Genomic DNA, 24,139 nt, shown 5'->3' on the forward strand with positions numbered 1-24,139 from the left:
TTTTCGTTGAAAACCGCGCCAGAAGCCTTCTGCGACGGGGTTTTCGCAAATTGACATTCGGATTTATCCCACTATAGTGGTGCGGGCCCTGCGTGGGGGGCTGTCTGATGATTTCAAGCATAACTAGGAGGCCACACATGGCTGACAAAAAAGCGCAGTTGATCATCGAGGGCGATGCCCCCGTAGACCTGCCTGTTCTGACCGGCACCGTTGGTCCCGACGTAATCGACGTGCGAGGGCTGACCTCCACGGGCCGCTTCACCTTCGATCCCGGCTTCATGGCCACCGCCTCCTGCGAGTCGAAGATCACCTACATCGACGGTGAAAAAGGCATTTTGTTGCATCGCGGCTATCCGATCGAACAGCTTGCCGAGAAATCCGACTACCTGGAAACCTGCTACCTGCTGCTCAACGGCGAACTGCCTACCCAGGCGCAGAAAGCCCAGTTCGTCAGCACCATCAAGAACCACACCATGGTGCACGAGCAACTCAAGACCTTCTTCAACGGCTTCCGCCGTGATGCTCACCCCATGGCCATCATGTGCGGCGTGGTCGGCGCCCTGTCCGCCTTCTATCACGACTCGCTGGACATCAAGAACCCGCAGCACCGTGAAGTCTCCGCCATGCGCCTGGTCGCCAAGATGCCGACCATCGCCGCCATGGCCTACAAGTACTCCATGGGCCAGCCCATGATGTACCCGCGCAATGACCTCAATTACGCGGAAAACTTCCTGCACATGATGTTCAACACCCCGGCCGAGATCAAACCGATCAGCCCGGTGCTGGCCAAGGCGATGGACAAGATCTTCATCCTCCACGCCGACCACGAACAGAACGCTTCCACCTCCACCGTACGTCTGGCCGGCTCCTCGGGCGCCAACCCCTTCGCCTGTATCGCCGCCGGCATCGCCGCCCTCTGGGGCCCGGCACACGGCGGCGCCAACGAAGCGGTGCTGACCATGCTCGACGAGATCGGCAGCGTGGAGAACATCGACAAGTTCGTGGCCAAGGCCAAGGACAAGGACGATCCGTTCAAACTGATGGGCTTCGGCCACCGCGTGTACAAGAACTTCGACCCGCGCGCCAAGGTCATGAAGCAGACCTGCGACGAAGTCCTGGCCGAGCTGGGCATCAACGACCCGCAACTGGAACTGGCGATGAAGCTGGAAGAGATCGCGCGCAACGATCCTTACTTCAAGGAGCGCAACCTCTACCCGAACGTGGACTTCTACTCGGGCATCATCCTCAAGGCCATCGGTATTCCCACCTCCATGTTCACCGTGATCTTCGCCCTGGCACGCACCGTCGGCTGGATCTCGCACTGGAAGGAAATGCTCTCCGGCCCGTACAAGATCGGCCGTCCGCGCCAGCTCTACACTGGCCATACCAAGCGCGACCTGCCCGACGACCGGGGCTGATCGCCGCTGAAAGAAAAAGGGCTGCCAATGGCAGCCCTTTTCATTTGTACTACTTTGCCTCCGCCTTGGCCCGTAGGGCCTTGAGCGTCTGCAACGGCGCATCGACCACGAAGCTGTTGGCCAGCCAGGACGGCACACTGCCACCCGGCTCGGTATGGGCTTCGTAGATCACTTCCACCCGATGCTCGCCTTCCGGCTTGAGCAGCCATTCCCCCTCCAGGCTGGGTACACGCACGTAGCCCTTTACCTTGGGCAAACGCCCTGGGTCACCTTCGAGCATGCGCGTCACGCTGCCGTCGGCTTCCTTGCGCGTCGTCACCTCGATCACCGAGTCGCGCGCCTCTACCGGCCAGGGCATCTTGAATTGGGTGTACAGCCAGCTCTTGTCGCCTTCACGTTGCAACAAACGTTGCTCCTGGCAGCTGTAGACCCAGGCACAGGCACCCGGGATATCTTCCTGCAGGGCCAGCACCTTGGGCAGATCGGCATCGATGGTCACCACGCCACGATAAGCCTTGTACTTGGAGCCCGGCACATCGGCCAGATAGACCTTGATGCCCTCCTCCTCACGCTCCAGCTGCCATTTTCGCTCGGCAGCCTGAACGCCCGAGGCGCAGATCAACACGGCCAGCAATGCGATACGGGACTTGCTCATGACCACTCCTGAATGCTGTTTTCGTTTCGACCCGCGCACGCCGACACGAGTTCATGGGGCGAGGCGGTGGCTTGCTCGAGCCAGCCCAGCAGGCGGATCGCAGCTTCACGGCTGTCGCCGCACACCGCTTCGTCGGGTTTGAAGCCGCCACATACCGCCGGGCGTTCGGCGCGCCCGAACAGGGCGCACAGATGCTCGGCGGACAGATGAATGCAACGCACGCCGGCCGGCTTGCCTGCGGGCATACCGGGAATCGGCGAGCTGATGGATGGCGCGATGCAGCAGGCACCGCAGCCGGCACGGCAGTTCACGGGAAAAGAACCCTCGGCAGACAGATCGACGGCGGCGATAGTAGCGCCTGCTGCGATCCGATGGGAGAGTCGCCCGCGTGTTGCTCAGCCTGACGCTGCGCAAGCGAGCGGCGGCAGCGGGCCAGCCATCGGATGGCGCGCTGCAGCGAAGCCGGGCATGCAACCTTCGCCACGAATGCCCCTCTGATACACAGGCGCCAGAGCCGATACGCCGTTTGCCGGCAGTAGAAAGCTTTTCCATACTGGCGTACCGCGACGCACGGCCCAAACCGCTAAGGAGCGCCAATGGGACACTGGCTGGTCATCGACCTGGAAGCCACCACCGATGAGGGTGGCTGGCCACTGGAAGAAATGGAAATCATCGAGATCGGTGCCAGCCTGGTAACCGCCGCTGGCCACGAATGCGACCATTTCCAGCGTTTCGTGCACCCACAGCGCCGACCCTGCCTGACCGACTTCTGCCGTCAGCTCACCCATATCAACCAGAGCGACATCGATGCCGCCACCTCGCTGCCGCAGGTCTGGGCGCAATTCGAGCGCTGGCTCGGCCAGCATGCGCCACGTCTGGTTGGCTGGGGCAGCTGGGGCGACTACGATCGCCGGCAATTGCTGCACGAATGGCAACAACATGGGCTGCACAGCCTGCTCGGCGCCACGCCGCACCTGAACCTCAAGCAGGCGTTCGCCAAGGCCCGGCAACTGTCGCGCCCGGTCGGCCTGAACCAGGCCCTGCAGTTGTCCGGCCTGCAGTTTCAGGGGCAACAGCACCGCGCCTTGATGGATGCACGCAACACGGCGCGCCTGCTGCCTCTGGTACTGCCCCTCAAAGGGTGATGACGACACCAGAGCGCTTGGGCATACTGTCGGGCCTTTTCAGCCCAGCGGCGAGCGGTGCGTCAGCGCTGCTGTCGATTGCCTGGCCCCTTTCGCCCCCTTTCCGAGGAATCGCAGATGTTCAAGGTCAACGAGTACTTCGACGGCACCGTCAAATCCATCGGCTTCACCATGGCTGAAGGCCCGGCCACCATCGGTGTGATGGCGCCTGGCGAATACGAATTCGGCACCAGTCAACTGGAGGTCATGCACGTCGTCGCCGGTGCCCTGACCGTCAAGCTGCCGGGCAGCGAGAGCTGGGAAACCTTCGCCGCGGGCAGCCAGTTCACCGTGCCGGCCAATAGCAAGTTCCAGCTGAAGGTGGCCGTGGACACCGCCTATCTCTGCGAATACCGCTAACAGGCCGTTGAAAAACTACCTGCGTTGGCAATCCCGCGTTAAAAACGACCTCAAAATGCTCATTTACAGCTCGTAAACTCCGCTTTTTCGGTCGTTTTTGCCTTGTCTTGCCTGCCTCGCCTACGTTTTTCAAAAGCCTGGCAGCCCAAGGCGCCACGAAGAACCGGCCCCAGCGGCCGGTTTTTTTCTTATCAGCATTACAGTTTCGGTGCGCGCGGCGCACCCTACGTCTGACACTCATTGACCCGCCAAGGACAGCTTCCATGCCCCGCACCGCCCTCTTCGCCCCTATCGCCCTGCTGGTGGTGGCCATGGTCTCGATCCAGAGCGGCGCCTCCCTGGCCAAGCATCTGTTCCCCCTGGTGGGTGCCGAAGGCACCACGACCCTGCGCCTGCTGCTTGGCGCGATCATTCTGTCACTGGTGATGCAGCCCTGGCGGGCCAAGCTGGATCTGCGCAAGTGCCAGGCCCTGGTCGCCTATGGCCTGTCTCTGGGCGGCATGAACCTGCTGTTCTACATGTCGCTGCAGCGCATTCCGCTGGGCATCGCCGTGGCCCTGGAGTTCACCGGGCCACTGGCTCTGGCGCTGTTTTCCTCACGTCGTCCGCTGGATTTCGTCTGGGTGATCCTGGCCATCGTCGGCCTGTGGATGCTGCTGCCGACCGGCGCCACGCAGAGCGCCATCGACCCGCTGGGCGCAGCGCTGGCCCTGGCCGCCGGCGCGTGCTGGTCGCTGTACATCATCTTCGGGCAGAAGGCCGGCGCCCAGCATGGCCGGCATACCGTCGCCCTGGGCACCTGGGTCGCAGTGCTGCTGGTGCTGCCCATCGGCGCCTGGCGTGCCGGCAGCGACCTGCTCAACGTCGATCTGCTGCCCATCGCCCTGGGCGTGGCGGTGCTTTCCTCTGCCCTGCCCTACAGCCTGGAAATGGTCGCATTGACCCGCCTGCCAGCGCGCACCTTCAGTGTGCTGATGAGTATGGAGCCCGCCATCGCCGCCCTCTGCGGCCTGGCGTTTCTCGGCGAGAAGCTGCTCTGGGGTCAGTGGCTGGCCGTCGGCGCCATCATCCTTGCCTCGGCCGGCGCCGCCGCCACCATTCGCCCCCAGCGCTGATCAGGCCTTCTGGCCGAACTGCAGCTCGGCCAGGCGCGCATACAGCGGGCTGCTCTCGATCAGCTCGGCATGAGTGCCAATGGCCGCCAGGCGTCCCTGCTCGATCACCGCGATACGATCCGCCTGCTTGACCGTGGCCAGACGGTGAGCGATCACCAGCGTGGTACGCCCGGCCATCAGCGACGGCAGTGCCTGCTGGATCAGGTGTTCACTCTCGGCATCCAGCGCACTGGTGGCTTCGTCGAGCAGCAGGATCGGCGCATCGGCAAGCAACGCGCGGGCAATCGCCAGGCGTTGACGTTGCCCACCGGAAAGCCCCAGGCCAGCCTCGCCCAGGTGAGTCTGGTAGCCCTGCGGCAGGCGCTGGATGAACTCATGGGCGTGCGCCGCCCGCGCGGCAGCCTCCACCTCGGCCTGGCTGGCATCGAGGCGGCCATAGCGGATATTGTCCTCGACCGAACCGAAGAACAACGCCGGATTCTGCGACACCAGGGCGAAGCAGCTACGCAGTGCATCGGGGTCGAGCTGATCGATGGCCACGCCGTCCACCAGAATGCGCCCGGTCTGCGGGTCGAAGAAGCGCAGCAGCAGGTCGAACAGTGTGGACTTGCCGGCCCCGGACGGCCCCACCAGCGCCAGGGTTTCCCCCGCCACCACCTGCAGGTCGATGCCATCGATGGCGTAGCTGTCCGAGCGCGACGGATAGGCGAAGCGCACGCCCTGCAACTCGATGCGCCCCTGCACCGGCTGCGGCAGGGGTTGCGGCTGCTGTGGCGCGACTATGGCATTGCCGGCGCGCAACAGCTCGGCGATGCGTTCGGCGGCGCCTGCGGCGCGCTGCAGCTCGCCGATCACCTCACTCAAGGTGCCGAAGGACGAGCCGACGATCAGGGCATAGAAGACGAAGGCCGCCAGCTCACCGCCGGAGATACGCCCGGCGATCACGTCCATACCGCCGACCCAGAGCATCACGCCAACGGCGCCCAGTACCAGCACGATGACCACGGTGATCAGCCAGGAGCGCTGGGCGATGCGCTTGCGCGCCACCTCGAACGCCGCCTCGACGGACGTGGCGAAGCGGCGCTTGTCCTCGTCCTGATGGTTGTAGGCCTGCACCGTCTTGATCTGCCCCAGCACCTCCCCGACATAGCTGCCGACATCGGCCACGCGATCCTGGCTCTGCCGTGACAACGCGCGTACGCGGCGACCGAACAGCAGGATAGGCGCCACCACCAGCGGCAAGGCCAGCAGCACGATACCGCTGAGCTTGGGGTTGGTGACCACCAGCAGCACGCTGCCGCCGATGAGCATGATCAGGTTGCGTAGCGCCATTGACAGCGACGAGCCGATCACCGATTGCAACAGCGTCGTGTCGGCGGTCAGCCGCGACTGAATTTCCGAACTGCGGTTGCTTTCGTAGAAGCCCGGGTGCAGCTCGATCAGATGATCGAACACGCGCCGGCGGATATCGGCCACTACCCGCTCGCCGATCCAGGACACCAGGTAGAAACGCATATAGGTGCCCGCGGCCAGCGCCAGCACCAGCACGAAGAACAACCCCAGGGAATGGCGCAGCGCCTCCGGCGACTGCGTGGCCAGGCCCTGATCCACCAGCAGCTTGAGGCCCTGGCCCATGGACAGGGTAATGGCCGCCGTGAACATCAGCGCCAGCAAAGCCCCCAGCACCCGCCCGCGATAGGGCGCGATGAAACGCCAGGCCAGGCGTATGGCGCCACGCTGGCGGGAAGAAAGCATCGATGTCATGGCAGGTCTCAGGAGTCAGCAGTCGAGGGGGCTTCCGCCAGCCAGGCCACGGCACACAGCGCCAGGGCAGCCAGGTTGGTCGAGAGCGGATTGAACGCCTGAAGCAACAGATGGGGACTCAATAGTGCGACATCAAGCAGCAGCACCAACAATGCCACGCCAGCCACCAGCAACGGCCAGCGCTGGCGGCGCACGGTGAGCAACACGATGCCCAGCAGGATCTCGGCAGCCCCCCCGACAGCGGCGATCAGCCCCGGCGCGAACCAGGGCTGATCCGGCAAACCATGGGCACCAATCATCGCCACCTCGTCAGGGCTGAGCCAGAGGATCTTCGGCACCAGGCCATGCCAGAGGAATACCGCTGCCAGCGCCAGGCGAGCGAGCCAGGCAATCCGTACCAGACGCTGCTCAGTCATGCAGAAAGCGCTCGGCGTGGTCGGCGCTGGGCAGCAGGCAGACCTCATGGCGACCGAACAGGCGGTAGCGGTTCAGGGCGATACGGTCATAGCACCAATCGCGCAGCGAGCGCGGAATCAGGCGCAGCCAGGCCAACGCCCGCCAAGGCTGAGGCAAGTGGGCAAGAATGCGCAGCAAGGCCGTGGAGCGAAGATGCAGGCCCTGCTCGTCGATCAACGCCATGGTGTCGAAGTGATCAGTGGGTAAACCGTACCAGGCCAGCAACGCCTGCCCCTGCGGCGACTGCACCGAGGCCAGGCGGAACAGACGCTGCCGGTCATGGCGGATAAGGAATTTCGCCCAGCCATTGCACAGCTTGCAGACGCCATCGAACAGCACGACACGCTCACCAGCAGAGAGGCCGGGTGGTAGCGACGCTTCCGTCATCGTGTGGCACTCGCCTGTTGCGCCAGGGGGCGGTAGTGGCCGGTAATGCGATAGGCGAACAGAATGTCCTCCTCCTGCGTTCCCCGGCCGATGTTGTGCAGCACCAGCGGCGCGTCGTTTGCAGCACGACGATCACTGACGATGCCGATATGGGTCAGACCACGGCCCAGATCCCAGGTGACGATATCGCCGGGGCGGTAGGCTGCCGCGTCCTGGCTGATCGGCAACGACCAGCCCTGACGCGAAAACCAGGTCATCAGGTTGGGCACGCGGCGGTGATCGATATTGCTGTCCGGGCGGCTCAGGCCCCAGTGCTTCGGATAGGCCGCGAAGTTGTCGTGCATGTCGCGGTGCACCGCCTCTTGCAGATCCAGCCCCTGCTGGCGCAGCGCACGGATCACCACGTCGGTACAGACGCCGGTGGCCATGGGTACGTCGCCGCCCGGATAGCTCAAGCGGCGATAGGCCGGGTCATAGCCCAAGGTCACGCCAATCTGCTTGCGGGCATCCAGCGCCAGTCTGTCTGCCTCGATGGCCTGCGCAGCGAATGCCAGCAGGCATAGCAGCGTAGCGACGATGATCCGCACCGCGACCTCCTATCGACTCAGGGGATAGAGCAATTCTTCCTTGTAACCCGCCCAGACCCGCACGGTATCGGGAAAGGCGTCATCCAGGCTCACGTCACCGCTGTCCACCAGCAGCGGCCGGCCCTCCAGCGTACCCAGCTTGCGCTTGGTGGCCACCACACGCAAACGCTCCAGGCCGATGGCACGCAGCACGCGCGGGCTGATCTGCTGGTTGCCCCGGCCGATGATATGGCCCTGGCCGCCGATGGCGGTGACCAGCAGGTAACTCGGCTGCCCCTCCACCAGGGCAAACAGCTCGGCTTCGTTGACGTCACGGGCGATCACCTGGCCATCTTCGAGCACATCCACGCCGAGCAAGGTGGTCTCCAGGCCCAGGTTCTGCGCCAGGCCATGCAGGGTCGAACCGGGGCCGAACACATAACGCGTGCCCGGCTCCCATTCGCTCTCCAGCCAGGCGGCCAGATCGGCCAGCACCAGCTCCTCGGACTCCATGCCGCCCTGCTTGACCGCCTGCACGTAACCGCCCTCCTGCGGTACGCACAGCTCGCCATACCAGCGCGCGGTCACGCGGCCCTCGCGCAGGGCAGCTTCGTCGATATCACGCACCTCGCCGCTGGCCAGACGCACCAGGCCGCCCTCGACCAGGCGCGCGGTCAGTTCACCCGCCGCCCGCGGGCTGATGGCATAGACACCGGACTGGATTTTCACCCCAGCCGGGATGCCCAGCACAGGCTGCCCCTCCCTGACCACGGCGCACACGTCACGCGCGGTGCCATCGCCACCGGCGAAGAGAATCAGCGCCACACCGGCATCCTGCAATTGCTGCACGGCACGGCGGGTATCGTCAGCAGTACTCGCCCCCTCGCCCAACTCCCCCAGCAGGCGATGCTCGAAGCCCATCTGCGCCAGAAGATCGCCCCCCATGGCGCCTGGGTAGCTGACGAACTCGATGCGCTCACGCAGCGCCAGCAGTTGTTCCAGCGCCGTGCGCGTGCGCTGCGCAGCCTTGGGCTCGATGCCCAGGGCCAACGCCTGCTCGGCCACACCGTCGCTGCCCTTGAGCGCAGCCGGGCCACCCAGGCCAGCCAGTGGATTGATGATCAGACCTATATGGAAACGCGACATGAATGCCTCATTGCTGGCAGGCTGGCATGCCGCCTGCTTGTACCCGTTGTGCGCTGCCAGGGTGACGGTTTTCCGTACACACCACTGTCACCGCACGTTCATCCGGCGCCACTAGACTGCGCGCAGAACCGATGAGGAGACAGGCCATGAGCTTGCACAACACCGCCAATCAGCCGCAACACTCGAACAATCGTCCGCTGCCGACGCCGGTGGGGGGCTTCGTCATCGATGCGCAGGGTCGCGAAGTGCCGATCACCGAAGAGATGATCCAGCGTGCCTGCCAATCGTTGGAGCAGAGCCTGCAAGGTCGCCCACAGAAACGCTGAACATCACCTTCCAGGGCTGCCGCGCCTGGCAGCCCTTCTTTCTGCCTACTCGCGCGGCACCAACTTGAGCGAGACGGAGTTGATGCAATAGCGCAGCCCGGTCGGGCGCGGCCCATCGGGAAACACATGGCCCAGATGGGCATCGCACTTGGCGCACTTCACCTCGATGCGATGCATGCCGTGGCTGAAATCCTCCAGTTCGCGGATCACCCCGTCGCTGACCGGCTGGAAATAGCTCGGCCAGCCGCTGCCGGAGTCGTACTTGGCGTCGGAATCGAACAGCGCTTCACCGCAACAGGCGCAGTGATAGACACCCGGCACCTTGCTGTCGTGGTACTGCCCGGTGAAGGGGCGCTCCGTGCCGCCCAGGCGGCAGACATGGAACTGTTCATCCGACAGCTCATCTCGCCAGGCATCCAGGGGTTTATCGAGCTTGTCCACGGACGGCTTCCTCCTCGTAAAAAAGCCCGACCGAAACCTTTGCCAGGGTCAGGCTGCAACGTATGATTCGTGCCCAGTCTGTCACCCGTCTTGCGCGCTGCCAAGGTTGCCCCCGGCGATACTTTTTGCAGCGTGATTCAGCGGGCTCTCCATCGATCGGGATTTCTCACATGCAGGTCAGCAAATCGAACAAGCTCGCCAACGTCTGCTACGACATCCGCGGGCCGGTGCTCAAGCACGCCAAGCGTCTGGAAGAGGAAGGCCATCGCATCCTCAAGCTGAACATCGGCAATCCGGCGCCGTTCGGTTTCGAGGCGCCCGAGGAAATCCTTCAGGACGTCATCCGCAACCTGCCCACCGCGCAGGGCTACAGCGATTCCAAGGGCCTGTTCAGCGCGCGCAAGGCGGTGATGCAGTACTACCAGCAGAAGCAGGTCGAAGGCGTCGGCATCGAGGACATCTACCTCGGCAACGGCGTGTCCGAGCTGATCGTCATGGCCATGCAGGCGCTGCTCAACAACGGCGACGAAGTGCTGATCCCGGCGCCCGACTACCCGCTGTGGACGGCTGCCGTGGCACTGTCCGGTGGCAAGCCGGTGCACTACCTGTGCGACGAGCAGGCCGGCTGGTTCCCCGACATCGCCGACATGCGCGCCAAGATCACGCCGAACACCAAGGCGCTGGTGCTGATCAACCCGAACAACCCCACCGGTGCCGTGTACTCGCGCGAAGTGCTGCAGGACATCGTCGAGCTGGCGCGCCAGCACAACCTGGTGATCTTCTCCGACGAGATCTACGACAAGATCCTCTACGACGAAGCCGTGCACATCAGCACCGCCTCGCTGGCCCCGGACGTGCTCTGCCTGACCTTCAACGGCCTGTCCAAGAGCTACCGCGTGGCCGGTTTCCGCTCCGGCTGGGTGGCCATCTCCGGGCCCAAGCACAGGGCACAGAGCTACATCGAAGGCCTGGACATCCTGGCCAACATGCGCCTGTGTGCCAACGTGCCGAGCCAGCATGCGATCCAGACCGCGCTCGGCGGCTACCAGAGCATCAACGACCTGGTGCTGCCCAATGGCCGCCTGCTGGAGCAGCGCAACCGCGCCTGGGAACTGCTCAACGACATCCCTGGCGTCAGTTGCGTCAAGCCCATGGGCGCGCTCTATGCCTTCCCGAAGATCGACCCCAAGGTCTGCCCGATCCATAACGACGAGAAGTTCGTCCTCGATCTGCTGCTTTCCGAGAAACTGCTGATCGTTCAGGGCACCGCCTTCAACTGGCCGTGGCCGGATCACTTCCGCGTGGTCACCCTGCCCCGCGTCGACGACCTGGAGCAGGCCATCGGTCGTATCGGCAACTTCCTCAAAGGTTACAGCCAGTAAGGAGGCGCGACATGAACCAGGGCAAACGCTATCTACTGACCGGTGCCAGCTCCGGAATCGGTGAAGCCCTGGCCCGTCAGCTCGCCAGCCAGGGCTATGACCTGGCCCTGGCTGCCCGCCGCACGGACGACCTGCAGCGGCTGGCCAGCGAACTGCAGCAGGCACATGGCACCCAGGCTCTGGTGCTGCCACTGGACGTCACCGACTACGCGGCCTGCCAGCAGGCCGTACAAGGCGCCCATGATGCCCTGGGCGGCCTGGACGGGGTGATCGCCAATGCGGGTATCGGCCTCTCCGGCAAGGCCGGCAGCGGCCATTTCGAGCGTTATCGGCGCACCCTGGAAACCAACCTGCTGGGCGCCATCGCCTGCCTCGATGCCGCCGCCCAACTGTTTCGCCAGCAAGGTCACGGCCATCTGGTGGCCATCGCCTCGGTGGCCGGCAAGCGCGGCCTCCCCGCTACGGCAGGCTATTCGGCAAGCAAGGCCGGGCTGATCAGCTACATGCAGTCGCTGGAGCTGGAGCTCTATCGCAGCCCCATCGCCACCACCACCATACTGCCCGGCTACATCGATACGCCGATCAACCAGAATGCCGGCCCGCGTCCCTTCGTCATCGACGTCGAACGCGGTGCCAGGCTGATCGCCCGGCACATCGCGAAACGAAGCCGCAGCGCCTATGTACCCGGCTGGCCCTGGGCCCTGATCGGCCGCCTGCTGTCCTGGCTGCCGACCTCGCTACTGGCAAGGGCGTTGTAATCATGGATCTGCAGATCGACGACTTCTACAAGGACGCGGCCAGCGGCCTGCTCATGCTCTATCAGGCCTTCCCGCGCAAGATGGCGCTATACGTGGAAGACCTGATCGGCCGTGAGGAGCCGGACGAGTTCGGCCTGCCCAGCAAGCGCCACCAGGCCTGCCTGGGTGCCTTGCTGTGGCTGGCCGAGGAAGGCTACCTGCGCTACGAGTCGACCATCGCCTATGACGCGCTGGATCAGGCCGTACTCAGCGAAAAGGGCTTCCTGCGTCTGTCACGGGGCATTCCTCATGCCCTGCGCGAGGGCGAAGCGCTGCCACCGAGCGTACGCCGCGTGCATGCCACGCTGGCTTTTCAACTGCGCGAAGCGCTGGCACAACAGCATGGGGAACGAATCGCCCGTCTCACCCGTCTGTTGTTCGAAAGCCAAGCGGGCAAGGCAAGCGACATAGTTTGAAATAGTCGCCAGTTGAAAGCCCAAGGGGCACGCCCTTATATAGCCCGCATCGCTCGTACGTCTTTTCCCGTGAGGAGTCCGTTCACACCATGATGCGCATTATGTTGTTCCTGGCCACCAACCTGGCGGTGCTGATCATTGCCAGCATCACCCTCAAACTGCTGGGGGTCGACCGCTTCACTGGCCAGAACTATGGCAGCCTGCTGATCTTCTGCGCCGTGTTCGGTTTCGCCGGCTCGCTGGTGTCGCTGTTCCTCTCCAAGTGGATGGCGAAGATGAGCACCGGCACCCAGATCATTACCCAACCGCGCACCCGCCACGAACAGTGGCTGCTGCAGACCGTCGAAGAGCTGTCGCGCGAAGCCGGCATCAAGATGCCGGAGGTCGGCATCTTCCCGGCCTACGAATCCAACGCCTTCGCCACCGGCTGGAACAAGAACGACGCCCTGGTCGCCGTCAGCCAGGGCTTGCTGGAGCGTTTCTCCCCCGATGAAGTGCGCGCCGTGTTGGCCCACGAGATCGGCCACGTGGCCAACGGCGACATGGTCACCCTGGCGCTGATCCAGGGCGTGGTGAACACCTTCGTGATGTTCTTCGCACGCATTTTCGGCAACTTCGTCGACAAGGCCATCCTCAAGAACGAGGACGGCCCTGGCATCGGCTACTTCATCGCGACCATCTTCGCCGAGTTGGTACTAGGTATCCTGGCCAGCATCATCGTCATGTGGTTCTCGCGCAAACGCGAGTACAAGGCCGACGAAGCCGGCGCCCGCCTGGCCGGTTCCGGCGCGATGATCGCCGCCTTGCAACGCCTGCGCGCCGAACAGGGGGTTCCGGTGCAGATGCCCGACAGCCTGGCCGCCTTCGGCATCAACGGCAACCTGAAGAACGGCCTGGCCGGCCTGCTGATGAGCCACCCGCCACTGGAAGACCGCATCGAGGCGCTGCGCCGCCGCGGCTGATACGGTTTACAAGATGCACAAAGGGCGACCTTCGGGTCGCCCTTTTTCATGGGGGCTAGAACTTGTTTGCTTGAGCGCCAGACTGGCAAGTTTGTGTGAGTGTGCGTGCGTTTTTGGTGTTCAGGCTGCTTGTCGGCGTTTAGCTGATGTCTTTCGTTTCACCCTCCCGGGCGGACTCTGCACGCGCCTGAACCTGAGGTCCCCCCTGCCCCAATAACGTACTGCTTCGCGCACGGATCGCCGCCCGGTACGCCCTACACCGCTGCTTGGCAGCCGTAGGGCGGACTCAGGAGCCTAAGCGAACAGTCCGCCGGGCCATGCCCAGTTCGGCACCACAGCCTACGTCCAAAACGAAGAATCTTTCGCTGCCGCACTCATGGGTGATGCCGCAGATGATAGGCCACCTCGTCCAGCGCCTTGAGATCATGCCGGATGAACTTCCAGTTCCCCGCCAACACATCCTCACGCTGCAGCTCATCGACCACCCAGCGCCCCGCAAAATGCTCACGCACCTCGGCATCGCCGACCGAGAACGGCGGGCCGTCCATGCGTGACTGCTCGTAGTCCAGGGTCACCAGCAGCCCCTGGCAGCCCTCCGGCAGAATTGCACGCAGATGCGCCGCATAGCGCTCACGCATCGCCGTCGGCAAGGCGATCAGCGCGGCGCGGTCGTAAAAGGCCTGGCAGTCGGCCACATCGGCGGCGCTCAGTGCGAAGAAATCGCCGCACCAGAGTTCGATATCGGCGGCACGGTAACGCTCGAACGCGCCATGAACCTCGACCTGGGGCTGCAAGCCGTGCTCAGCGAAGAATTCGCGAACGGCCTTCTGCGCCAGCTCTACCCCCAGCACCGCATGCCCCTGCCCGGCCAACCAGGCCAGGTCGAGGCTCTTGCCGCACAGCGGCACCAGCACTTTCGCGCTGCACTTTACGCCCAGGTTGGGCCAATGGCGCTGCAGATAGGGATTGACCTGAGCCTGATGAAAGCCGATCTGATCGCGCGCCCAGCGCTCCTGCCAGAAAGCCTCGTGCATCTTTTCCCTCTCACCCGAATGAACATTCACAGCGGCACCCAGATAAGCGCCGCGTGCTTCGCCAGGGGCAACCCTAGCAGATGATGGCCACAGGCGCCGGCCAAAAGCATCGAAGAAATCGATAAGAATAGCGCAGAATATGCGTTATTCATCGATAGGTAGCTCGGCGAGAATTAAGCCTCGTCACGGAGGTTTCCATGTTACCTGCGCTCTTTATCTCTCACGGTTCCCCCATGCTGGCGCTGGATTCCGGTGCCAGCGGTACGGCACTGGCACGCCTGGCCGCCGAACTGCCGCGTCCGCGCGCCATCCTGGTGGTGTCCGCGCATTGGGAGAGCGAGCAACTGCTGCTCACCGGCGCGGCCCAGCCGCAAACCTGGCATGACTTCTACGGCTTCCCGCCCGCCTTGTACGCGCTGCGTTACCCGGCCCCAGGCGCTCCCGAGCTCGCCCATGATGTGGCCGAGCTGCTCGGCGCAGCCGGTTTCAGCGCTGCCCTCGACCCACAACGGCCATTCGATCACGGCGTCTGGGTGCCACTGTCGCTGATGTACCCGGCGGCCGACGTCCCGGTGATCCAGCTCTCCCTGCCCAGCCGCCAGGGCCCGGCGCACCAGACGCGCATCGGCCAGGCCCTGGCCAGCCTGCGCGAACGCGACATCCTGTTGATCGGCTCCGGCAGCATCACCCACAACCTGCGCGAGCTGGACTGGCACGCCGGGCCGGACGAGGGCACGCCCTGGGCCAAGGCGTTTCGCCAATGGATGGTGCAACAGCTCGCTGCGGACGACGAACAGGCACTGCACGACTATCGGCAACGGGCACCGGAGGCGGTGCGCAACCACCCGAGCGACGAACATCTGCTGCCGCTGTTCTTCGCCCGCGCAGCCGGTGGCGCCTTCGCCATAGAGCACAGCGGCTTTACCCACGGCGCGCTGGGCATGGATATCTACCGTTTCGGCTGAACAAAGCAGGTCGAACCTCTGCGGCAATGCCAGGGTCGATACCCATAGACCCTGCGCATACGGAGGTAGCGACATGAGTTTTCACTGGGATCTGATCGAACGCCTGCTGCACGAGGCACAGAACTCCGCCGGCCAGCCCTTCGCACCACGGCGTTATGCCGAGGAGCTGGCCGAGGAACTCAACCAGGCCGGAAAAGGCGTCGACGACCTCGACCATTTCCGCGCCGAGGCGACCCGCTACGAGGCCAGCCTGCTCAAGGGCGACTTCATCGCACCACGCCCGGAAAGCGAAGGCGGCAACGGCGAGAATTTCGTCCTGACGAAGCGCGGCGCGCAGCTTCTGAGCCTGCTCGACAGCAGCATTCCTGGCAGCGAACGACCACGTGAAGTGCTCGACCAGGCTGGCGAAGCGGCACTGACACCCGAGGTGTTCGACCGCCTTGCCCAAGAGGCCACCCTCGGCGAAACGCAGTAAACGGCGCACCATGAAAAACGCCGCGCCCGGTCAACCGGGTGCGGCGTTCTGCGCAAGCAACAGACCCGGCTCTGCCGGGCAATGCCTCAGTCTTCGCGGTAGCGGCGCAGCTTCAGGGCCTTGCCGGCGACGCGGGTGTCCTTGAGCTTGCCGAGCAGGCGATCCAGGCCTTCTTCCGGCAGTTCCACCAGGCTGAAGGTCTCACGGATCTGGATGCGGCCGATGGCTTCGCGAGCCAGACCACCCTCGTTGAGGATGGCGCCGAGCAGGTTCTTCGCGGCAATGCCGTCACGAGTGCCCAGCGCAGTGCGGCAGCGCACACGGCCTTCGGCCAGCGGCAGCGGCGCACGACGCTCGCGGTATTCGCCACGCTCGCCACCGCGCTCACCATCACGCTCGCGGCGCTCACGCGGCGCACCGACACCCGGTACCAGCGGCTGCTCACGCTCGACACTGGCCAGATCCAGGGCCTGACCATTGGTGGCCTTCTTCAGCAGCGCAGCGGCCAGGGCACGCGGGCTGCAGCCGATGTCGGCGGTCAGACGGTCGAGCAGGTCACCATGGCTGGCTTCGGCATCGGCCACCAGCGGCGCCAGGCTGCTGGTCAGTTTCTTGATGCGCGCATCGAGCACCTGCTGAGCGTTCGGCAGTTTGACTTCGCCGACCTTCTGCCCGGTGACGCGCTCGATCACCTGCAGCATACGGCGCTCACGCGGGGTTACCAGCAGCAGCGCACGGCCTTCGCGACCGGCACGGCCGGTACGGCCGATACGGTGCACGTAGGATTCCGGGTCGTAGGGCATGTCGACGTTGAACACGTGGGTGATGCGCGGCACGTCGATACCACGAGCGGCCACGTCGGTGGCGACGACGATGTCCAGGCGGCCGTCCTTGAGCGAGTCGATCACGCGCTCGCGCTGGTTCTGCGCGATGTCGCCGTTCAGTGCGGCGGCCTTGTAGCCCTTGGCTTCCAGCGCAGCGGCCAGATCCAGGGTGGCCTGCTTGGTACGCACGAAGGCGATCAGGGCGTCGAACTCTTCCACTTCCAGCAGACGGGTCACGGCGTTGATCTTCTGATCGGCGTGGATCATCAGGTGCGCCTGCTCGATGCGCGAGACGGTCTGGGTCTTGGCGGCGATCTTGATGTGCTGCGGCTCGCGCAGGTGCTTCTCGGCAATGGCGCGGATCGAGTGCGGCAGCGTGGCGGAGAACAGCACGCTCTGGCGGCTTTCCGGCATGGCCTCGAAGATGACCTCCAGATCGTCCATGAAGCCCAGCTTGAGCATTTCGTCGGCCTCGTCGAGTACCAGGTGCTGGATGGTGGACAGCACCTTCTCGTCACGCCGCAGGTGGTCGACCAGACGCCCCGGCGTGGCGACGATGATCTGCGCACCCATGCGCAGGGCCTTGAGCTGCGGGCCCATGGGCGCGCCGCCGTAGACCGCGACCACGTTCACGCCCGGCATCTGCTTGGAATAGGTCTCGAATGCGGTGGCCACCTGCAGGGCCAGCTCGCGGGTCGGCGCGAGGATCAGCACCTGCGGCTCACGCTTGGCCGGGTCGATCTTCGACAGCAGCGGCAGGGCGAAGGCGGCGGTCTTGCCGGTGCCGGTCTGGGCCTGGCCGATCATGTCGTGGCCGGCGAGGATCACCGGGATGGCCTGCGACTGGATCGGCGACGGCTCTTCGTAACCGACGGCGGTCAGAGCGGCGAGAATATTGGGGTGAAGTCCGAGCGCGGCGAAGCCGCCGGTTTCCTGGGTCATGGGTCTGCCTCTGTGCATCCGCAAAGACCCAGGAACAAAGGCTGCACGTGCCATGTAGGACCTTGTGGGTCACCCTGGCAGCCGATAGACGGGCATTTGCGAAAACGATGGATGAAACGTCAAGAATAGTTCGCCGCAGCGAACCAGCAACGAAGCGGGGCTTCGCAGTAGTGACGAGGCCGTTTTGGCCGGGCGCGGATCATACAGGATTTTTTAGCCTGTGGGACAGGTTTTTCCGACGCCAAGCGGCTGTCGCTGCGTTAACTGGCTGGACGCAACAGATCGATCAATGGCTGCAACGAATAGCCCAGCCGGGGCGCCATCTCGCCAGCACGCAGTTGCAACAGGCCCAGATCCAGCTCCTGATCCAGGTCGGCGGGAATCAGCATCACCACGTTGCCCTCCTTCACCGGGCACTCCCAGTAATGGCGATGGAACAGGCCACGCAGCAGCGCCGCGCCCAGCGGCTTGCCATCGTTGCTGGCCCACTGGTTGATGATCAGCCAACCGCCGGGGTTGAGCTTGGCCTGGCACTGCTCGAGGAAGTTCCAGGCCAGGTGGCCGACACCCGGGCCCTGGTCGGTATAGAGGTCGAGGAAGATCAGATCGGCGGTTTCCGCGCTGGGCAACAGCTCGATGGCATCGCCGATGCGGATGGTCAGGCGCGGGTCGTCGTCCAGGCCGAGAAACTCCATGGCCAGGCGCGGCACGTCCGGGCGCAACTCGATGGCCTCGACATCTTCCAGGGGCAGGAACTTCAGGCAGGCCTGAGTCAGGTTGCCGGCCCCCAGGCCGAGAAACAGCGCGGTCTCAGGCTGCTCATGAGCCAGGGCACCGAGCAGCATGGCACGGGTATAGTCGTACTCCAGCCAGGTCGGGTCGGCAGGAAACACGCAGCTCTGCTCGATGGCATCGCCGAATTCGAGGAAACGATAGGCACCGATCTGCACCACGCGAATCACCCCGAAGGCATCACGCACTTCGGCCAGCAGGACTTCGTCCAGCTTCTGCATCTCTTCGCTCGGCGGCAATCCCGGCATGTCCTTGCTCCTGAATGTCGTCCCTGAGCCACGCGGCCGGGTCACCGCTGCGATTGTCGGCCAAGCACTGCCGATGGTCACGCGATAATTGCACGGCGAGCCGGCCGCCTTATCGGTTACCATGCGCGGCGCCTCAATCAGCCGCTAGAGATGCACCATGTCGCACGCCTGGAGCCCCGAAAGCTGGAGGGCCAAGCCCATCCAGCAACAGCCCGAATACCCTGATGCCGCCCACCTGATGCGGGTCGAACAGACCCTGGCCGGCTATCCGCCGCTGGTGTTCGCCGGCGAGGCGCGCGAGCTGCGTCGCCAGTTCGCCGAGGTCACCCAGGGCCGCGCCTTCCTGTTGCAAGGCGGTGACTGCGCCGAAAGTTTCGCCGAGTTTTCCGCCGCGAAGATCCGCGACACCTTCAAGGTGCTGCTGCAAATGGCCATCGTCATGACCTTCGCCGCCGGCTGCCCGGTGGTCAAGATCGGGCGCATGGCCGGCCAGTTCGCCAAGCCGCGCTCGTCCGGCAGCGAAACCCTCGATGGTGTCACCCTGCCCGCCTACCGGGGCGACATCGTCAACGGCATCGGCTTCGACGCCGCCAGCCGCGTGCCCGACCCCGAGCGCCTGCTGCAGGCCTACCACCAGGCCACTGCCAGCCTCAACCTGCTGCGCGCCTTTGCCCAGGGCGGCTTCGCCGACCTGCATCAGGTGCATCAGTGGAACCTCGATTTCATCGCCAACTCGGCGCTGGCCGAGAAGTACCACCAGCTCGCCGACCGCATCGACGAAACCCTGGCCTTCATGCGTGCCGTGGGCATGGACAGCGCGCCGCAACTGCGCGAAACCAGCTTCTTCACCGCCCACGAGGCGCTGCTGCTGAATTACGAGCAGGCCTTCGTCCGCCGCGACAGCCTCAGCGGCCGCTGGTACGACTGCTCGGCGCACATGCTGTGGATCGGCGACCGCACTCGCCAGCTCGACGGTGCCCATGTCGAATTCATGCGCGGCATCGAGAACCCCATCGGCGTCAAGGTCGGCCCGAGCATGGACCCGGACGAACTGATCCGCCTGATCGACGTGCTCAACCCGGAAAACGATCCTGGGCGCCTCAACCTGATCGTGCGCATGGGCGCGGACAAGGTCGAAGCGCACTTCCCGCGCCTGCTGCGCAAGGTGCAGAGCGAAGGCCGCCAGGTGCTGTGGAGTTCCGACCCCATGCACGGCAACACCATCAAGGCCAGCAGCGGCTACAAGACCCGCGACTTCGCGCAGATTCTCGCCGAGGTGCGGCAGTTCTTCGCCGTGCACCGGGCCGAAGGCACATATGCCGGCGGTATCCATATCGAGATGACCGGGCAGAACGTCACCGAATGCATCGGCGGCTCGCGACCGATCACCGAGGACGGCCTGTCCGACCGCTACCACACCCACTGTGACCCGCGCATGAATGCCGACCAGTCCCTGGAGCTGGCCTTCATGATCGCCGAGACGCTGAAGCAAGTACGACGCTAAGCCGTTGCGCCCTGGCCATTGGCCAGGGCGCGAACCCGCTCGCACTTCTTTTGTGCGGTATCCGGCATAATGCCGCCTCAACGCGAGCACCGCCCGGTGCAAACAACGCTCCCCAGCCGGAAAGGACTCGCGGCCCACACCACCAACAAGGACGATGATCCATGCAACTACGCACCACCCTCTCCACTTTCGCCCTCTCCAGCGCCGTACTGCTGAGCGGCTGCCAGAACATGTCCCCCGACGCCATGCTGCAATCGGGCCTCATGGCCGTGCAGGCCGCTACCCTCAGCGATGCCGAAGTGAAAAGCATGTCCGACAAGGCCTGCGCGGAAATGGATGCCTCCAACAGCATCGCCGGCCCGGAAACGTCCTACGGCAAGCGCCTGAACAAGATCGCCGCCAACCTCGGCAATCAGGTCAACGGCACGCCGGTCAACTACAAGGTCTACCTCAATGACGAGGTCAATGCCTGGGCCATGGCCAACGGCTGCGTGCGCGTCTACAGCGGCCTGATGGACGCGATGAACGACAACGAAGTCGAAGGCGTGCTGGGCCATGAGATGGGCCACGTTGCCCTCGGCCACACCAAGAAGGCCATGCAGACCGCCTACGCCACCTCTGCCGCGCGCAATGCAGCGGCTGCCTCGGGCAACGGCACCGTCGCCGCACTGTCCTCCTCGCAACTGGGTGCACTGGGCGAACAACTGGTCAATGCGCAGTTCTCGCAAAGCCAGGAAAGCGCGGCCGACAACTTCTCCTTCGACCTGCTGACCGAGCGCAACATCCCCCGTGAAGGCCTGGTCAGCGCATTCGAGAAGCTGGCCAAGCTCAGTGGCGGTGAGAGCAGCATGTTCGACTCGCACCCAAGCTCCGCCGAGCGCGCCGAGAATATGCGTAATCGTCTGGCGGCCAAGTAAGGGCAAGGCTCAGGGGCTGCGCCGTGGCCCCTGAGCCCACAGGGAGACAGTCATGTCGACGCTGAGCAAATATCTGATCGCCGCTCTGCCACTCCTGCCGCTGAACACATGGGCCGATTACGACAAGCAATACCAGGACTGCCTGGACGCCAATGGCACGGTCAACAACTCCGTCGTCGCAATCTGCGCGGAAGGCGTATCGAACAAGGCGAAGCAGGAGATGAACCGCATCTATCAACAGCTTTTCCTGAAGTTCCAGGCAAGCGCGCAAGAAGATGCCCAGCAGTTGGAAGCGACGCAAAAGGCCTGGCTGATCTATCGCAACGGCCAATGTGAATTGCAGGGCCGCCGTGTCGGCTCACCGATGTATCACTATTGCCCGATGAAGATGAATATCGAGCGCGTCAACGAACTGCAATTCCTGCTGGATAACGGCATCTAGCCGAACACCCCTCGCTGGCTAACACTCGGCGCCAACCACACCTCATCCAGCCCCAGCCAATCCGCCAGCGCCTGCAGCGAATCGCTTAGCGCCTGGCGCGCCTCCTCGCTCAGTACCGCCTCCTCGAGATGCACCGCATGCACCGCCAGGCGCCCCGCCGCGCGCTCGCTGCGCAGATCCACTCGCGCCAGCAGGCGCTCATGACGCAGAAATGGCAGCACGTAGTAGCCATACACGCGCTTGGCCTGCGGGGTGTAGATCTCCAGACGATAGCGGAAGCCGAACAGCCGCTCGGTACGCTCGCGTTCCCAGATCAGCGAGTCGAAAGGCGAAAGCAAGGCGCTATGGCGTACACGCCGCGGGATGCGCGGCTCACCATGGCAGTAGGCAAGCTGCCGCCAGCCCTGCACCGCGACCGGCAGCAACTCGCCCGCCTCCACCAGCTCGGCGATACGCCGCTTGCTGTCGCCGGCATCGAGTCGGTAGTAGTCGCGCAGATCCTTCTCGGTGGCCACACCCAGGGCATCGGCCGAACGCAGCAGCAGATGGCGCTGTGCTTCGTCTTCATCCAGCTCGGCATGGTTCAGCAGCTCGCCCGGAATGACCCGCTCTGGCAAATCGTAAAGACGCTCGAAACCGCGACGGCCGGCAACGGTGACTTCGCCTGCAGCAAACAGCCATTCCAGCGCCGTTTTCTCCGCGCTCCAGTCCCACCAGGGGCCAGCCTTCTCGGTACGCGTACTGAGGCTCCCGGCCCCCAACACGCCGCGCTCGCGCACCGCCTGCAGCACGGCAGCTATCACATCGCGACGTTCCATGCCGAAGCGCGCCAGACCTGGATAGATGCCCTGCCCGCCCGCTGCTCGGCGCATGCGCCAGCGCAGCAGTGGGTAGAGTTCCAGCGGCAGCAAGGAGGCTTCGTGCCCCCAGTACTCGAACAGGCGCCGGCGCCGCGCGCGGCCCCAGGCCAGCTCGTCGAGATGCTGCGCCTGGTAATGGCCCAGGCGGGAGAACGCCGGCAGGTAATGCGAGCGCACCAGAGCATTGACCGAATCGATCTGCAGCACGCCCAGACGCTCGATCTGCACCTGCAAGTGCTTATGGACGATGGCACCACGCGGCGTACGACCGAAGCCCTGGGCAGCCAGGGCCAGGCGACGGGCTTCGGCAAGAGAAAGTGAGAGGGTCATGGCGAGCCAGCCTAGCAGGCCGGCGCCGCGAACGCATGGCGAAAGCTGAAAGCCTGTGGTGTAGCACCGTGCTCGCGAAGATGGCCCAGGCGCTCGGCCGCCTCCACCACGCTCGGTCGGTGCCCAACGGGCACCCACCACAACACCTGATGCATCTGTTCGACACGCTCGAACCACTCGCGGCGGCGCTTGAGCATCTCGGTATGGGCGGACTTGTAGACGTAATCGCTGAGGGATTGCACATCCTGCCAGACCGACATATTGACCAAGACATCCTCGCCAAAGGGGCGAATCGCCGTGGCGTCGCCCGCTTCGTCCTGCAAGCGCCAGATGTAGCCGGGCGAAGCTTCGGCCAGCGCGTTGATGCGCTCCAGATTGGCTACGAAGTCGGCCATCTCCGGCGCCTCCAACGGCGCTTTCATCCAGGCGATATTCAGTTGGGCCAAGTGATAAGTGGACAATTTCCAGCCTCCTTGCGGATCAGGGTTGCTGCTGCACGCCACGCCAGCCGGCCAGGCGTCGACGCAACCAGGCTTCGCTGCTGACCAATGTAATGCCACTGAGCACCAGCGCCGCGCCGATGATGAAATTCAGCGTCAGCGGCTCGTCCAGCACCAGCACGCCGAAGGTAACCCCGAACAGCGGGGTCATGAAGGAGAACACCGCCATGTTCGAGGCCAGGTAGCGGCGCAGCAACCAGAACCAGGTCAGGTAGCTGAAGAACGACACCACCACGCCCTGCAACAGGATGCTGCCGATGGCCACCGGGCTCCAGCGCACCTGGCCGATATCGACCACCGCCAGCGCATAACCAAGCAGCAGGACGAAAGCCACTGCCAGTTGGTAGAACAGGGTCAGCCCAGGCGGCGCCTCGGACAAGCGAGAAGCACGCACCACCACGGTGGTGGCGCCCCAGGCCATACCGGCGCACAGCCCCAGGGCATCGCCAAGCAGCATGCCGCCGTCGATCTCGGCCCAGTTGCCGCCCACGCCGAAGGCCATCAGCACGCCCGCGAAGCACAGCGCGATACCCAGCCATTGCAGACGGCGCAGGTGTTCGCTGGGCAGCAGCAGATGCAGGCCCAGCGCCGAGAAGATCGGCGCGGTATAGAGGAATACCGCCATATGCGAGGCCGAGGTATGGCGCAGGCCGAGGGCGATGAAGAAGAACTCCAGCGCGAACAGCACACCGGCCAGCACGCCCGCACGCCAGGTGCAGCCCACCCAGCCCTGCCAGCCGCGCTGCCAGAGCAGCAACAGCGCGACGAGCAAGGCGGAAATGCCCGAGCGCAGGGCCACCTGCAGCATGGGTGCGACATCCGGGGCCGCCAGCTTGATCGCCACCTGCTGGCTGCCCCAGATGGCACAGAGCAACAGCATCAGCTGGAACAGGAACAGATCGGCACCCTTGCGTACAGCGGTCATCGCATC

At 64.4% G+C, this 24,139-nt stretch carries 26 protein-coding genes and 2 pseudogenes; 14 read left to right on the forward strand and 14 right to left on the reverse strand.

Annotated elements, in window-relative coordinates; genetic code table 11:
* Nucleotides 1-137: 137 nt before the first annotated feature.
* Complete coding sequence (gltA, locus tag ACSVIK_RS03850) at nt 138-1,418, forward strand: citrate synthase (protein WP_442443050.1); 1,281 nt, start codon at nt 138-140, stop codon at nt 1,416-1,418.
* Between the two features lie 49 nt (nt 1,419-1,467).
* Here gltA and ACSVIK_RS03855 read toward each other — a convergent pair whose 3' ends face one another.
* Together ACSVIK_RS03855 and ACSVIK_RS03860 are read right to left on the reverse strand one after the other, a co-directional pair.
* The gene (locus tag ACSVIK_RS03855; protein ID WP_442443051.1) at nt 1,468-2,073 is read right to left on the reverse strand and encodes an START domain-containing protein; all 606 of its coding nucleotides are present in this window, start codon (nt 2,071-2,073) and stop codon (nt 1,468-1,470) included.
* A 59-nt stretch (nt 2,074-2,132) separates the two neighbouring features.
* Nucleotides 2,133-2,384 (reverse strand): annotated as a pseudogene (locus ACSVIK_RS03860) (YkgJ family cysteine cluster protein); the annotation flags it as partial.
* Nucleotides 2,385-2,669: 285 nt separating this feature from the next.
* Between ACSVIK_RS03860 and ACSVIK_RS03865 the strand changes: the two are divergent.
* The 3 genes from ACSVIK_RS03865 to rhtA all read left to right on the forward strand — a co-directional run bounded on the left by ACSVIK_RS03865 (nt 2,670) and on the right by rhtA (nt 4,732).
* Complete coding sequence (locus ACSVIK_RS03865) at nt 2,670-3,218, forward strand: exonuclease domain-containing protein (protein ID WP_442443052.1); 549 nt, start codon at nt 2,670-2,672, stop codon at nt 3,216-3,218.
* Between the two features lie 117 nt (nt 3,219-3,335).
* Nucleotides 3,336-3,617, forward strand: a complete 282-nt coding sequence (gene ppnP / locus ACSVIK_RS03870) for a pyrimidine/purine nucleoside phosphorylase (RefSeq protein ID WP_442443053.1) — start codon at nt 3,336-3,338, stop codon at nt 3,615-3,617.
* 263 nt (nt 3,618-3,880) lie between these two features.
* A complete protein-coding gene (gene rhtA, locus ACSVIK_RS03875) occupies nt 3,881-4,732 on the forward strand; it encodes a threonine/homoserine exporter RhtA (RefSeq protein WP_442443054.1) in 852 nt (283 codons plus the stop codon).
* Here the strand turns inward: rhtA and ACSVIK_RS03880 are convergent, their stop codons facing one another.
* The 5 genes from ACSVIK_RS03880 to ACSVIK_RS03900 are packed head-to-tail and all read right to left on the reverse strand — an operon-like array spanning nt 4,733 to nt 9,051.
* A complete protein-coding gene (locus ACSVIK_RS03880) occupies nt 4,733-6,496 on the reverse strand; it encodes an ABC transporter transmembrane domain-containing protein (protein WP_442443055.1) in 1,764 nt (587 codons plus the stop codon). It lies immediately after the preceding gene.
* Between the two features lie 8 nt (nt 6,497-6,504).
* Nucleotides 6,505-6,912: a DoxX-like family protein gene (locus tag ACSVIK_RS03885; protein WP_442443056.1), complete on the reverse strand. Its 408-nt coding sequence runs from the start codon at nt 6,910-6,912 to the stop codon at nt 6,505-6,507.
* Nucleotides 6,905-7,339, reverse strand: coding sequence for a thiol-disulfide oxidoreductase DCC family protein (locus tag ACSVIK_RS03890; protein WP_442443057.1), 435 nt, complete (start codon nt 7,337-7,339; stop codon nt 6,905-6,907). The genes ACSVIK_RS03885 and ACSVIK_RS03890 overlap by 8 nt, the downstream gene beginning before the upstream one ends.
* Nucleotides 7,336-7,926 carry a DUF1287 domain-containing protein gene (locus ACSVIK_RS03895; RefSeq protein ID WP_442443058.1) on the reverse strand — a complete coding sequence of 197 codons (591 nt, stop codon included), beginning with the start codon at nt 7,924-7,926 and terminating at the stop codon, nt 7,336-7,338. Before ACSVIK_RS03895 ends, ACSVIK_RS03890 begins: the two co-directional genes overlap by 4 nt.
* A gap of 9 nt (nt 7,927-7,935) precedes the next feature.
* Complete coding sequence (locus ACSVIK_RS03900) at nt 7,936-9,051, reverse strand: ATP-NAD kinase family protein (RefSeq protein WP_442443059.1); 1,116 nt, start codon at nt 9,049-9,051, stop codon at nt 7,936-7,938.
* Between the two features lie 146 nt (nt 9,052-9,197).
* Between ACSVIK_RS03900 and ACSVIK_RS03905 the strand changes: the two genes are divergently transcribed.
* Entirely contained in the window at nt 9,198-9,377 is a 180-nt protein-coding gene (locus ACSVIK_RS03905) for a PA1571 family protein (protein WP_442443060.1), read from the forward strand.
* A 45-nt stretch (nt 9,378-9,422) separates the two neighbouring features.
* On the opposite strand, the gene msrB is transcribed toward ACSVIK_RS03905, so the two are convergent.
* Nucleotides 9,423-9,818: a peptide-methionine (R)-S-oxide reductase MsrB gene (gene msrB, locus ACSVIK_RS03910; protein WP_442443061.1), complete on the reverse strand. Its 396-nt coding sequence runs from the start codon at nt 9,816-9,818 to the stop codon at nt 9,423-9,425.
* Between the two features lie 170 nt (nt 9,819-9,988).
* On the opposite strand from msrB, the gene ACSVIK_RS03915 reads away from it, so the two are divergent.
* The 4 genes from ACSVIK_RS03915 to htpX all read left to right on the forward strand — a co-directional run bounded on the left by ACSVIK_RS03915 (nt 9,989) and on the right by htpX (nt 13,375).
* Nucleotides 9,989-11,200 (forward strand): pyridoxal phosphate-dependent aminotransferase, encoded by a 1,212-nt coding sequence (locus tag ACSVIK_RS03915; protein WP_442443062.1) that lies wholly within the window; start codon nt 9,989-9,991, stop codon nt 11,198-11,200.
* Between the two features lie 11 nt (nt 11,201-11,211).
* Nucleotides 11,212-11,958 (forward strand): SDR family oxidoreductase, encoded by a 747-nt coding sequence (locus ACSVIK_RS03920; protein ID WP_442443063.1) that lies wholly within the window; start codon nt 11,212-11,214, stop codon nt 11,956-11,958.
* 2 nt (nt 11,959-11,960) lie between these two features.
* The gene (locus ACSVIK_RS03925) at nt 11,961-12,413 is read left to right on the forward strand and encodes a hypothetical protein (RefSeq protein ID WP_268177747.1); all 453 of its coding nucleotides are present in this window, start codon (nt 11,961-11,963) and stop codon (nt 12,411-12,413) included.
* Between the two features lie 89 nt (nt 12,414-12,502).
* Nucleotides 12,503-13,375 (forward strand): protease HtpX, encoded by an 873-nt coding sequence (gene htpX, locus ACSVIK_RS03930; protein WP_442443064.1) that lies wholly within the window; start codon nt 12,503-12,505, stop codon nt 13,373-13,375.
* A gap of 374 nt (nt 13,376-13,749) precedes the next feature.
* On the opposite strand, the gene ACSVIK_RS03935 is transcribed toward htpX, so the two are convergent.
* Nucleotides 13,750-14,409 carry a thiopurine S-methyltransferase gene (locus ACSVIK_RS03935; protein WP_442443065.1) on the reverse strand — a complete coding sequence of 220 codons (660 nt, stop codon included), beginning with the start codon at nt 14,407-14,409 and terminating at the stop codon, nt 13,750-13,752.
* 197 nt (nt 14,410-14,606) lie between these two features.
* Between ACSVIK_RS03935 and ACSVIK_RS03940 the strand changes: the two genes are divergently transcribed.
* Nucleotides 14,607-15,374 carry a DODA-type extradiol aromatic ring-opening family dioxygenase gene (locus ACSVIK_RS03940; protein WP_442443066.1) on the forward strand — a complete coding sequence of 256 codons (768 nt, stop codon included), beginning with the start codon at nt 14,607-14,609 and terminating at the stop codon, nt 15,372-15,374.
* 73 nt (nt 15,375-15,447) lie between these two features.
* Nucleotides 15,448-15,849 (forward strand): transcriptional regulator, encoded by a 402-nt coding sequence (locus ACSVIK_RS03945; protein ID WP_442443067.1) that lies wholly within the window; start codon nt 15,448-15,450, stop codon nt 15,847-15,849.
* A gap of 86 nt (nt 15,850-15,935) precedes the next feature.
* Here ACSVIK_RS03945 and ACSVIK_RS03950 read toward each other — a convergent pair.
* A pseudogene (locus ACSVIK_RS03950) lies at nt 15,936-17,647 on the reverse strand (DEAD/DEAH box helicase).
* 228 nt (nt 17,648-17,875) lie between these two features.
* Nucleotides 17,876-18,655: a spermidine synthase gene (locus tag ACSVIK_RS03955; protein WP_442443068.1), complete on the reverse strand. Its 780-nt coding sequence runs from the start codon at nt 18,653-18,655 to the stop codon at nt 17,876-17,878.
* A 157-nt stretch (nt 18,656-18,812) separates the two neighbouring features.
* Here ACSVIK_RS03955 and ACSVIK_RS03960 point away from each other — a divergent pair, with 157 nt between their 5' ends.
* From ACSVIK_RS03960 to ACSVIK_RS03970, 3 genes are all read left to right on the forward strand, one after another.
* Nucleotides 18,813-20,159, forward strand: coding sequence for a class II 3-deoxy-7-phosphoheptulonate synthase (locus tag ACSVIK_RS03960; protein WP_442443069.1), 1,347 nt, complete (start codon nt 18,813-18,815; stop codon nt 20,157-20,159).
* Nucleotides 20,160-20,320: 161 nt separating this feature from the next.
* Nucleotides 20,321-21,076: a M48 family metallopeptidase gene (locus ACSVIK_RS03965; RefSeq protein WP_442443070.1), complete on the forward strand. Its 756-nt coding sequence runs from the start codon at nt 20,321-20,323 to the stop codon at nt 21,074-21,076.
* Between the two features lie 52 nt (nt 21,077-21,128).
* A complete protein-coding gene (locus ACSVIK_RS03970; RefSeq protein WP_442443071.1) occupies nt 21,129-21,518 on the forward strand; it encodes a lysozyme inhibitor LprI family protein in 390 nt (129 codons plus the stop codon).
* Here ACSVIK_RS03970 and ACSVIK_RS03975 read toward each other — a convergent pair.
* The 3 genes from ACSVIK_RS03975 to ACSVIK_RS03985 are packed head-to-tail and all read right to left on the reverse strand — an operon-like array spanning nt 21,515 to nt 24,133.
* Entirely contained in the window at nt 21,515-22,708 is a 1,194-nt protein-coding gene (locus tag ACSVIK_RS03975) for a winged helix-turn-helix domain-containing protein (protein ID WP_442443072.1), read from the reverse strand. The genes ACSVIK_RS03970 and ACSVIK_RS03975 overlap by 4 nt on opposite strands.
* Nucleotides 22,709-22,719: 11 nt before the next feature.
* Nucleotides 22,720-23,169 (reverse strand): DUF3291 domain-containing protein, encoded by a 450-nt coding sequence (locus tag ACSVIK_RS03980; protein WP_442443073.1) that lies wholly within the window; start codon nt 23,167-23,169, stop codon nt 22,720-22,722.
* A 19-nt stretch (nt 23,170-23,188) separates the two neighbouring features.
* A complete protein-coding gene (locus tag ACSVIK_RS03985; protein ID WP_442443074.1) occupies nt 23,189-24,133 on the reverse strand; it encodes a DMT family transporter in 945 nt (314 codons plus the stop codon).
* Nucleotides 24,134-24,139: the final 6 nt, after the last annotated feature.

Origin of the sequence: Pseudomonas sp. NCHU5216 (assembly GCF_052156495.1) — a bacterium.
GTDB lineage: Bacteria > Pseudomonadota > Gammaproteobacteria > Pseudomonadales > Pseudomonadaceae > Aquipseudomonas.

What these genes read in the sequence shown, in the direction of transcription:
- gltA (WP_442443050.1), top strand. Translation starts at nt 138, where the DNA reads ATGGCTGACAAAAAAGCGCAGTTGATCATCGAGGGCGATGCCCCCGTA.
- ACSVIK_RS03855 (WP_442443051.1), bottom strand. Translation starts at nt 2,073, where the DNA reads ATGAGCAAGTCCCGTATCGCATTGCTGGCCGTGTTGATCTGCGCCTCG.
- ACSVIK_RS03865 (WP_442443052.1), top strand. Translation starts at nt 2,670, where the DNA reads ATGGGACACTGGCTGGTCATCGACCTGGAAGCCACCACCGATGAGGGT.
- ppnP (WP_442443053.1), top strand. Translation starts at nt 3,336, where the DNA reads ATGTTCAAGGTCAACGAGTACTTCGACGGCACCGTCAAATCCATCGGC.
- rhtA (WP_442443054.1), top strand. Translation starts at nt 3,881, where the DNA reads ATGCCCCGCACCGCCCTCTTCGCCCCTATCGCCCTGCTGGTGGTGGCC.
- ACSVIK_RS03880 (WP_442443055.1), bottom strand. Translation starts at nt 6,496, where the DNA reads ATGACATCGATGCTTTCTTCCCGCCAGCGTGGCGCCATACGCCTGGCC.
- ACSVIK_RS03885 (WP_442443056.1), bottom strand. Translation starts at nt 6,912, where the DNA reads ATGACTGAGCAGCGTCTGGTACGGATTGCCTGGCTCGCTCGCCTGGCG.
- ACSVIK_RS03890 (WP_442443057.1), bottom strand. Translation starts at nt 7,339, where the DNA reads ATGACGGAAGCGTCGCTACCACCCGGCCTCTCTGCTGGTGAGCGTGTC.
- ACSVIK_RS03900 (WP_442443059.1), bottom strand. Translation starts at nt 9,051, where the DNA reads ATGTCGCGTTTCCATATAGGTCTGATCATCAATCCACTGGCTGGCCTG.
- ACSVIK_RS03905 (WP_442443060.1), top strand. Translation starts at nt 9,198, where the DNA reads ATGAGCTTGCACAACACCGCCAATCAGCCGCAACACTCGAACAATCGT.
- ACSVIK_RS03915 (WP_442443062.1), top strand. Translation starts at nt 9,989, where the DNA reads ATGCAGGTCAGCAAATCGAACAAGCTCGCCAACGTCTGCTACGACATC.
- ACSVIK_RS03920 (WP_442443063.1), top strand. Translation starts at nt 11,212, where the DNA reads ATGAACCAGGGCAAACGCTATCTACTGACCGGTGCCAGCTCCGGAATC.
- ACSVIK_RS03925 (WP_268177747.1), top strand. Translation starts at nt 11,961, where the DNA reads ATGGATCTGCAGATCGACGACTTCTACAAGGACGCGGCCAGCGGCCTG.
- htpX (WP_442443064.1), top strand. Translation starts at nt 12,503, where the DNA reads ATGATGCGCATTATGTTGTTCCTGGCCACCAACCTGGCGGTGCTGATC.
- ACSVIK_RS03935 (WP_442443065.1), bottom strand. Translation starts at nt 14,409, where the DNA reads ATGCACGAGGCTTTCTGGCAGGAGCGCTGGGCGCGCGATCAGATCGGC.
- ACSVIK_RS03940 (WP_442443066.1), top strand. Translation starts at nt 14,607, where the DNA reads ATGTTACCTGCGCTCTTTATCTCTCACGGTTCCCCCATGCTGGCGCTG.
- ACSVIK_RS03945 (WP_442443067.1), top strand. Translation starts at nt 15,448, where the DNA reads ATGAGTTTTCACTGGGATCTGATCGAACGCCTGCTGCACGAGGCACAG.
- ACSVIK_RS03955 (WP_442443068.1), bottom strand. Translation starts at nt 18,655, where the DNA reads ATGCCGGGATTGCCGCCGAGCGAAGAGATGCAGAAGCTGGACGAAGTC.
- ACSVIK_RS03960 (WP_442443069.1), top strand. Translation starts at nt 18,813, where the DNA reads ATGTCGCACGCCTGGAGCCCCGAAAGCTGGAGGGCCAAGCCCATCCAG.
- ACSVIK_RS03965 (WP_442443070.1), top strand. Translation starts at nt 20,321, where the DNA reads ATGCAACTACGCACCACCCTCTCCACTTTCGCCCTCTCCAGCGCCGTA.
- ACSVIK_RS03970 (WP_442443071.1), top strand. Translation starts at nt 21,129, where the DNA reads ATGTCGACGCTGAGCAAATATCTGATCGCCGCTCTGCCACTCCTGCCG.
- ACSVIK_RS03975 (WP_442443072.1), bottom strand. Translation starts at nt 22,708, where the DNA reads ATGACCCTCTCACTTTCTCTTGCCGAAGCCCGTCGCCTGGCCCTGGCT.
- ACSVIK_RS03985 (WP_442443074.1), bottom strand. Translation starts at nt 24,133, where the DNA reads ATGACCGCTGTACGCAAGGGTGCCGATCTGTTCCTGTTCCAGCTGATG.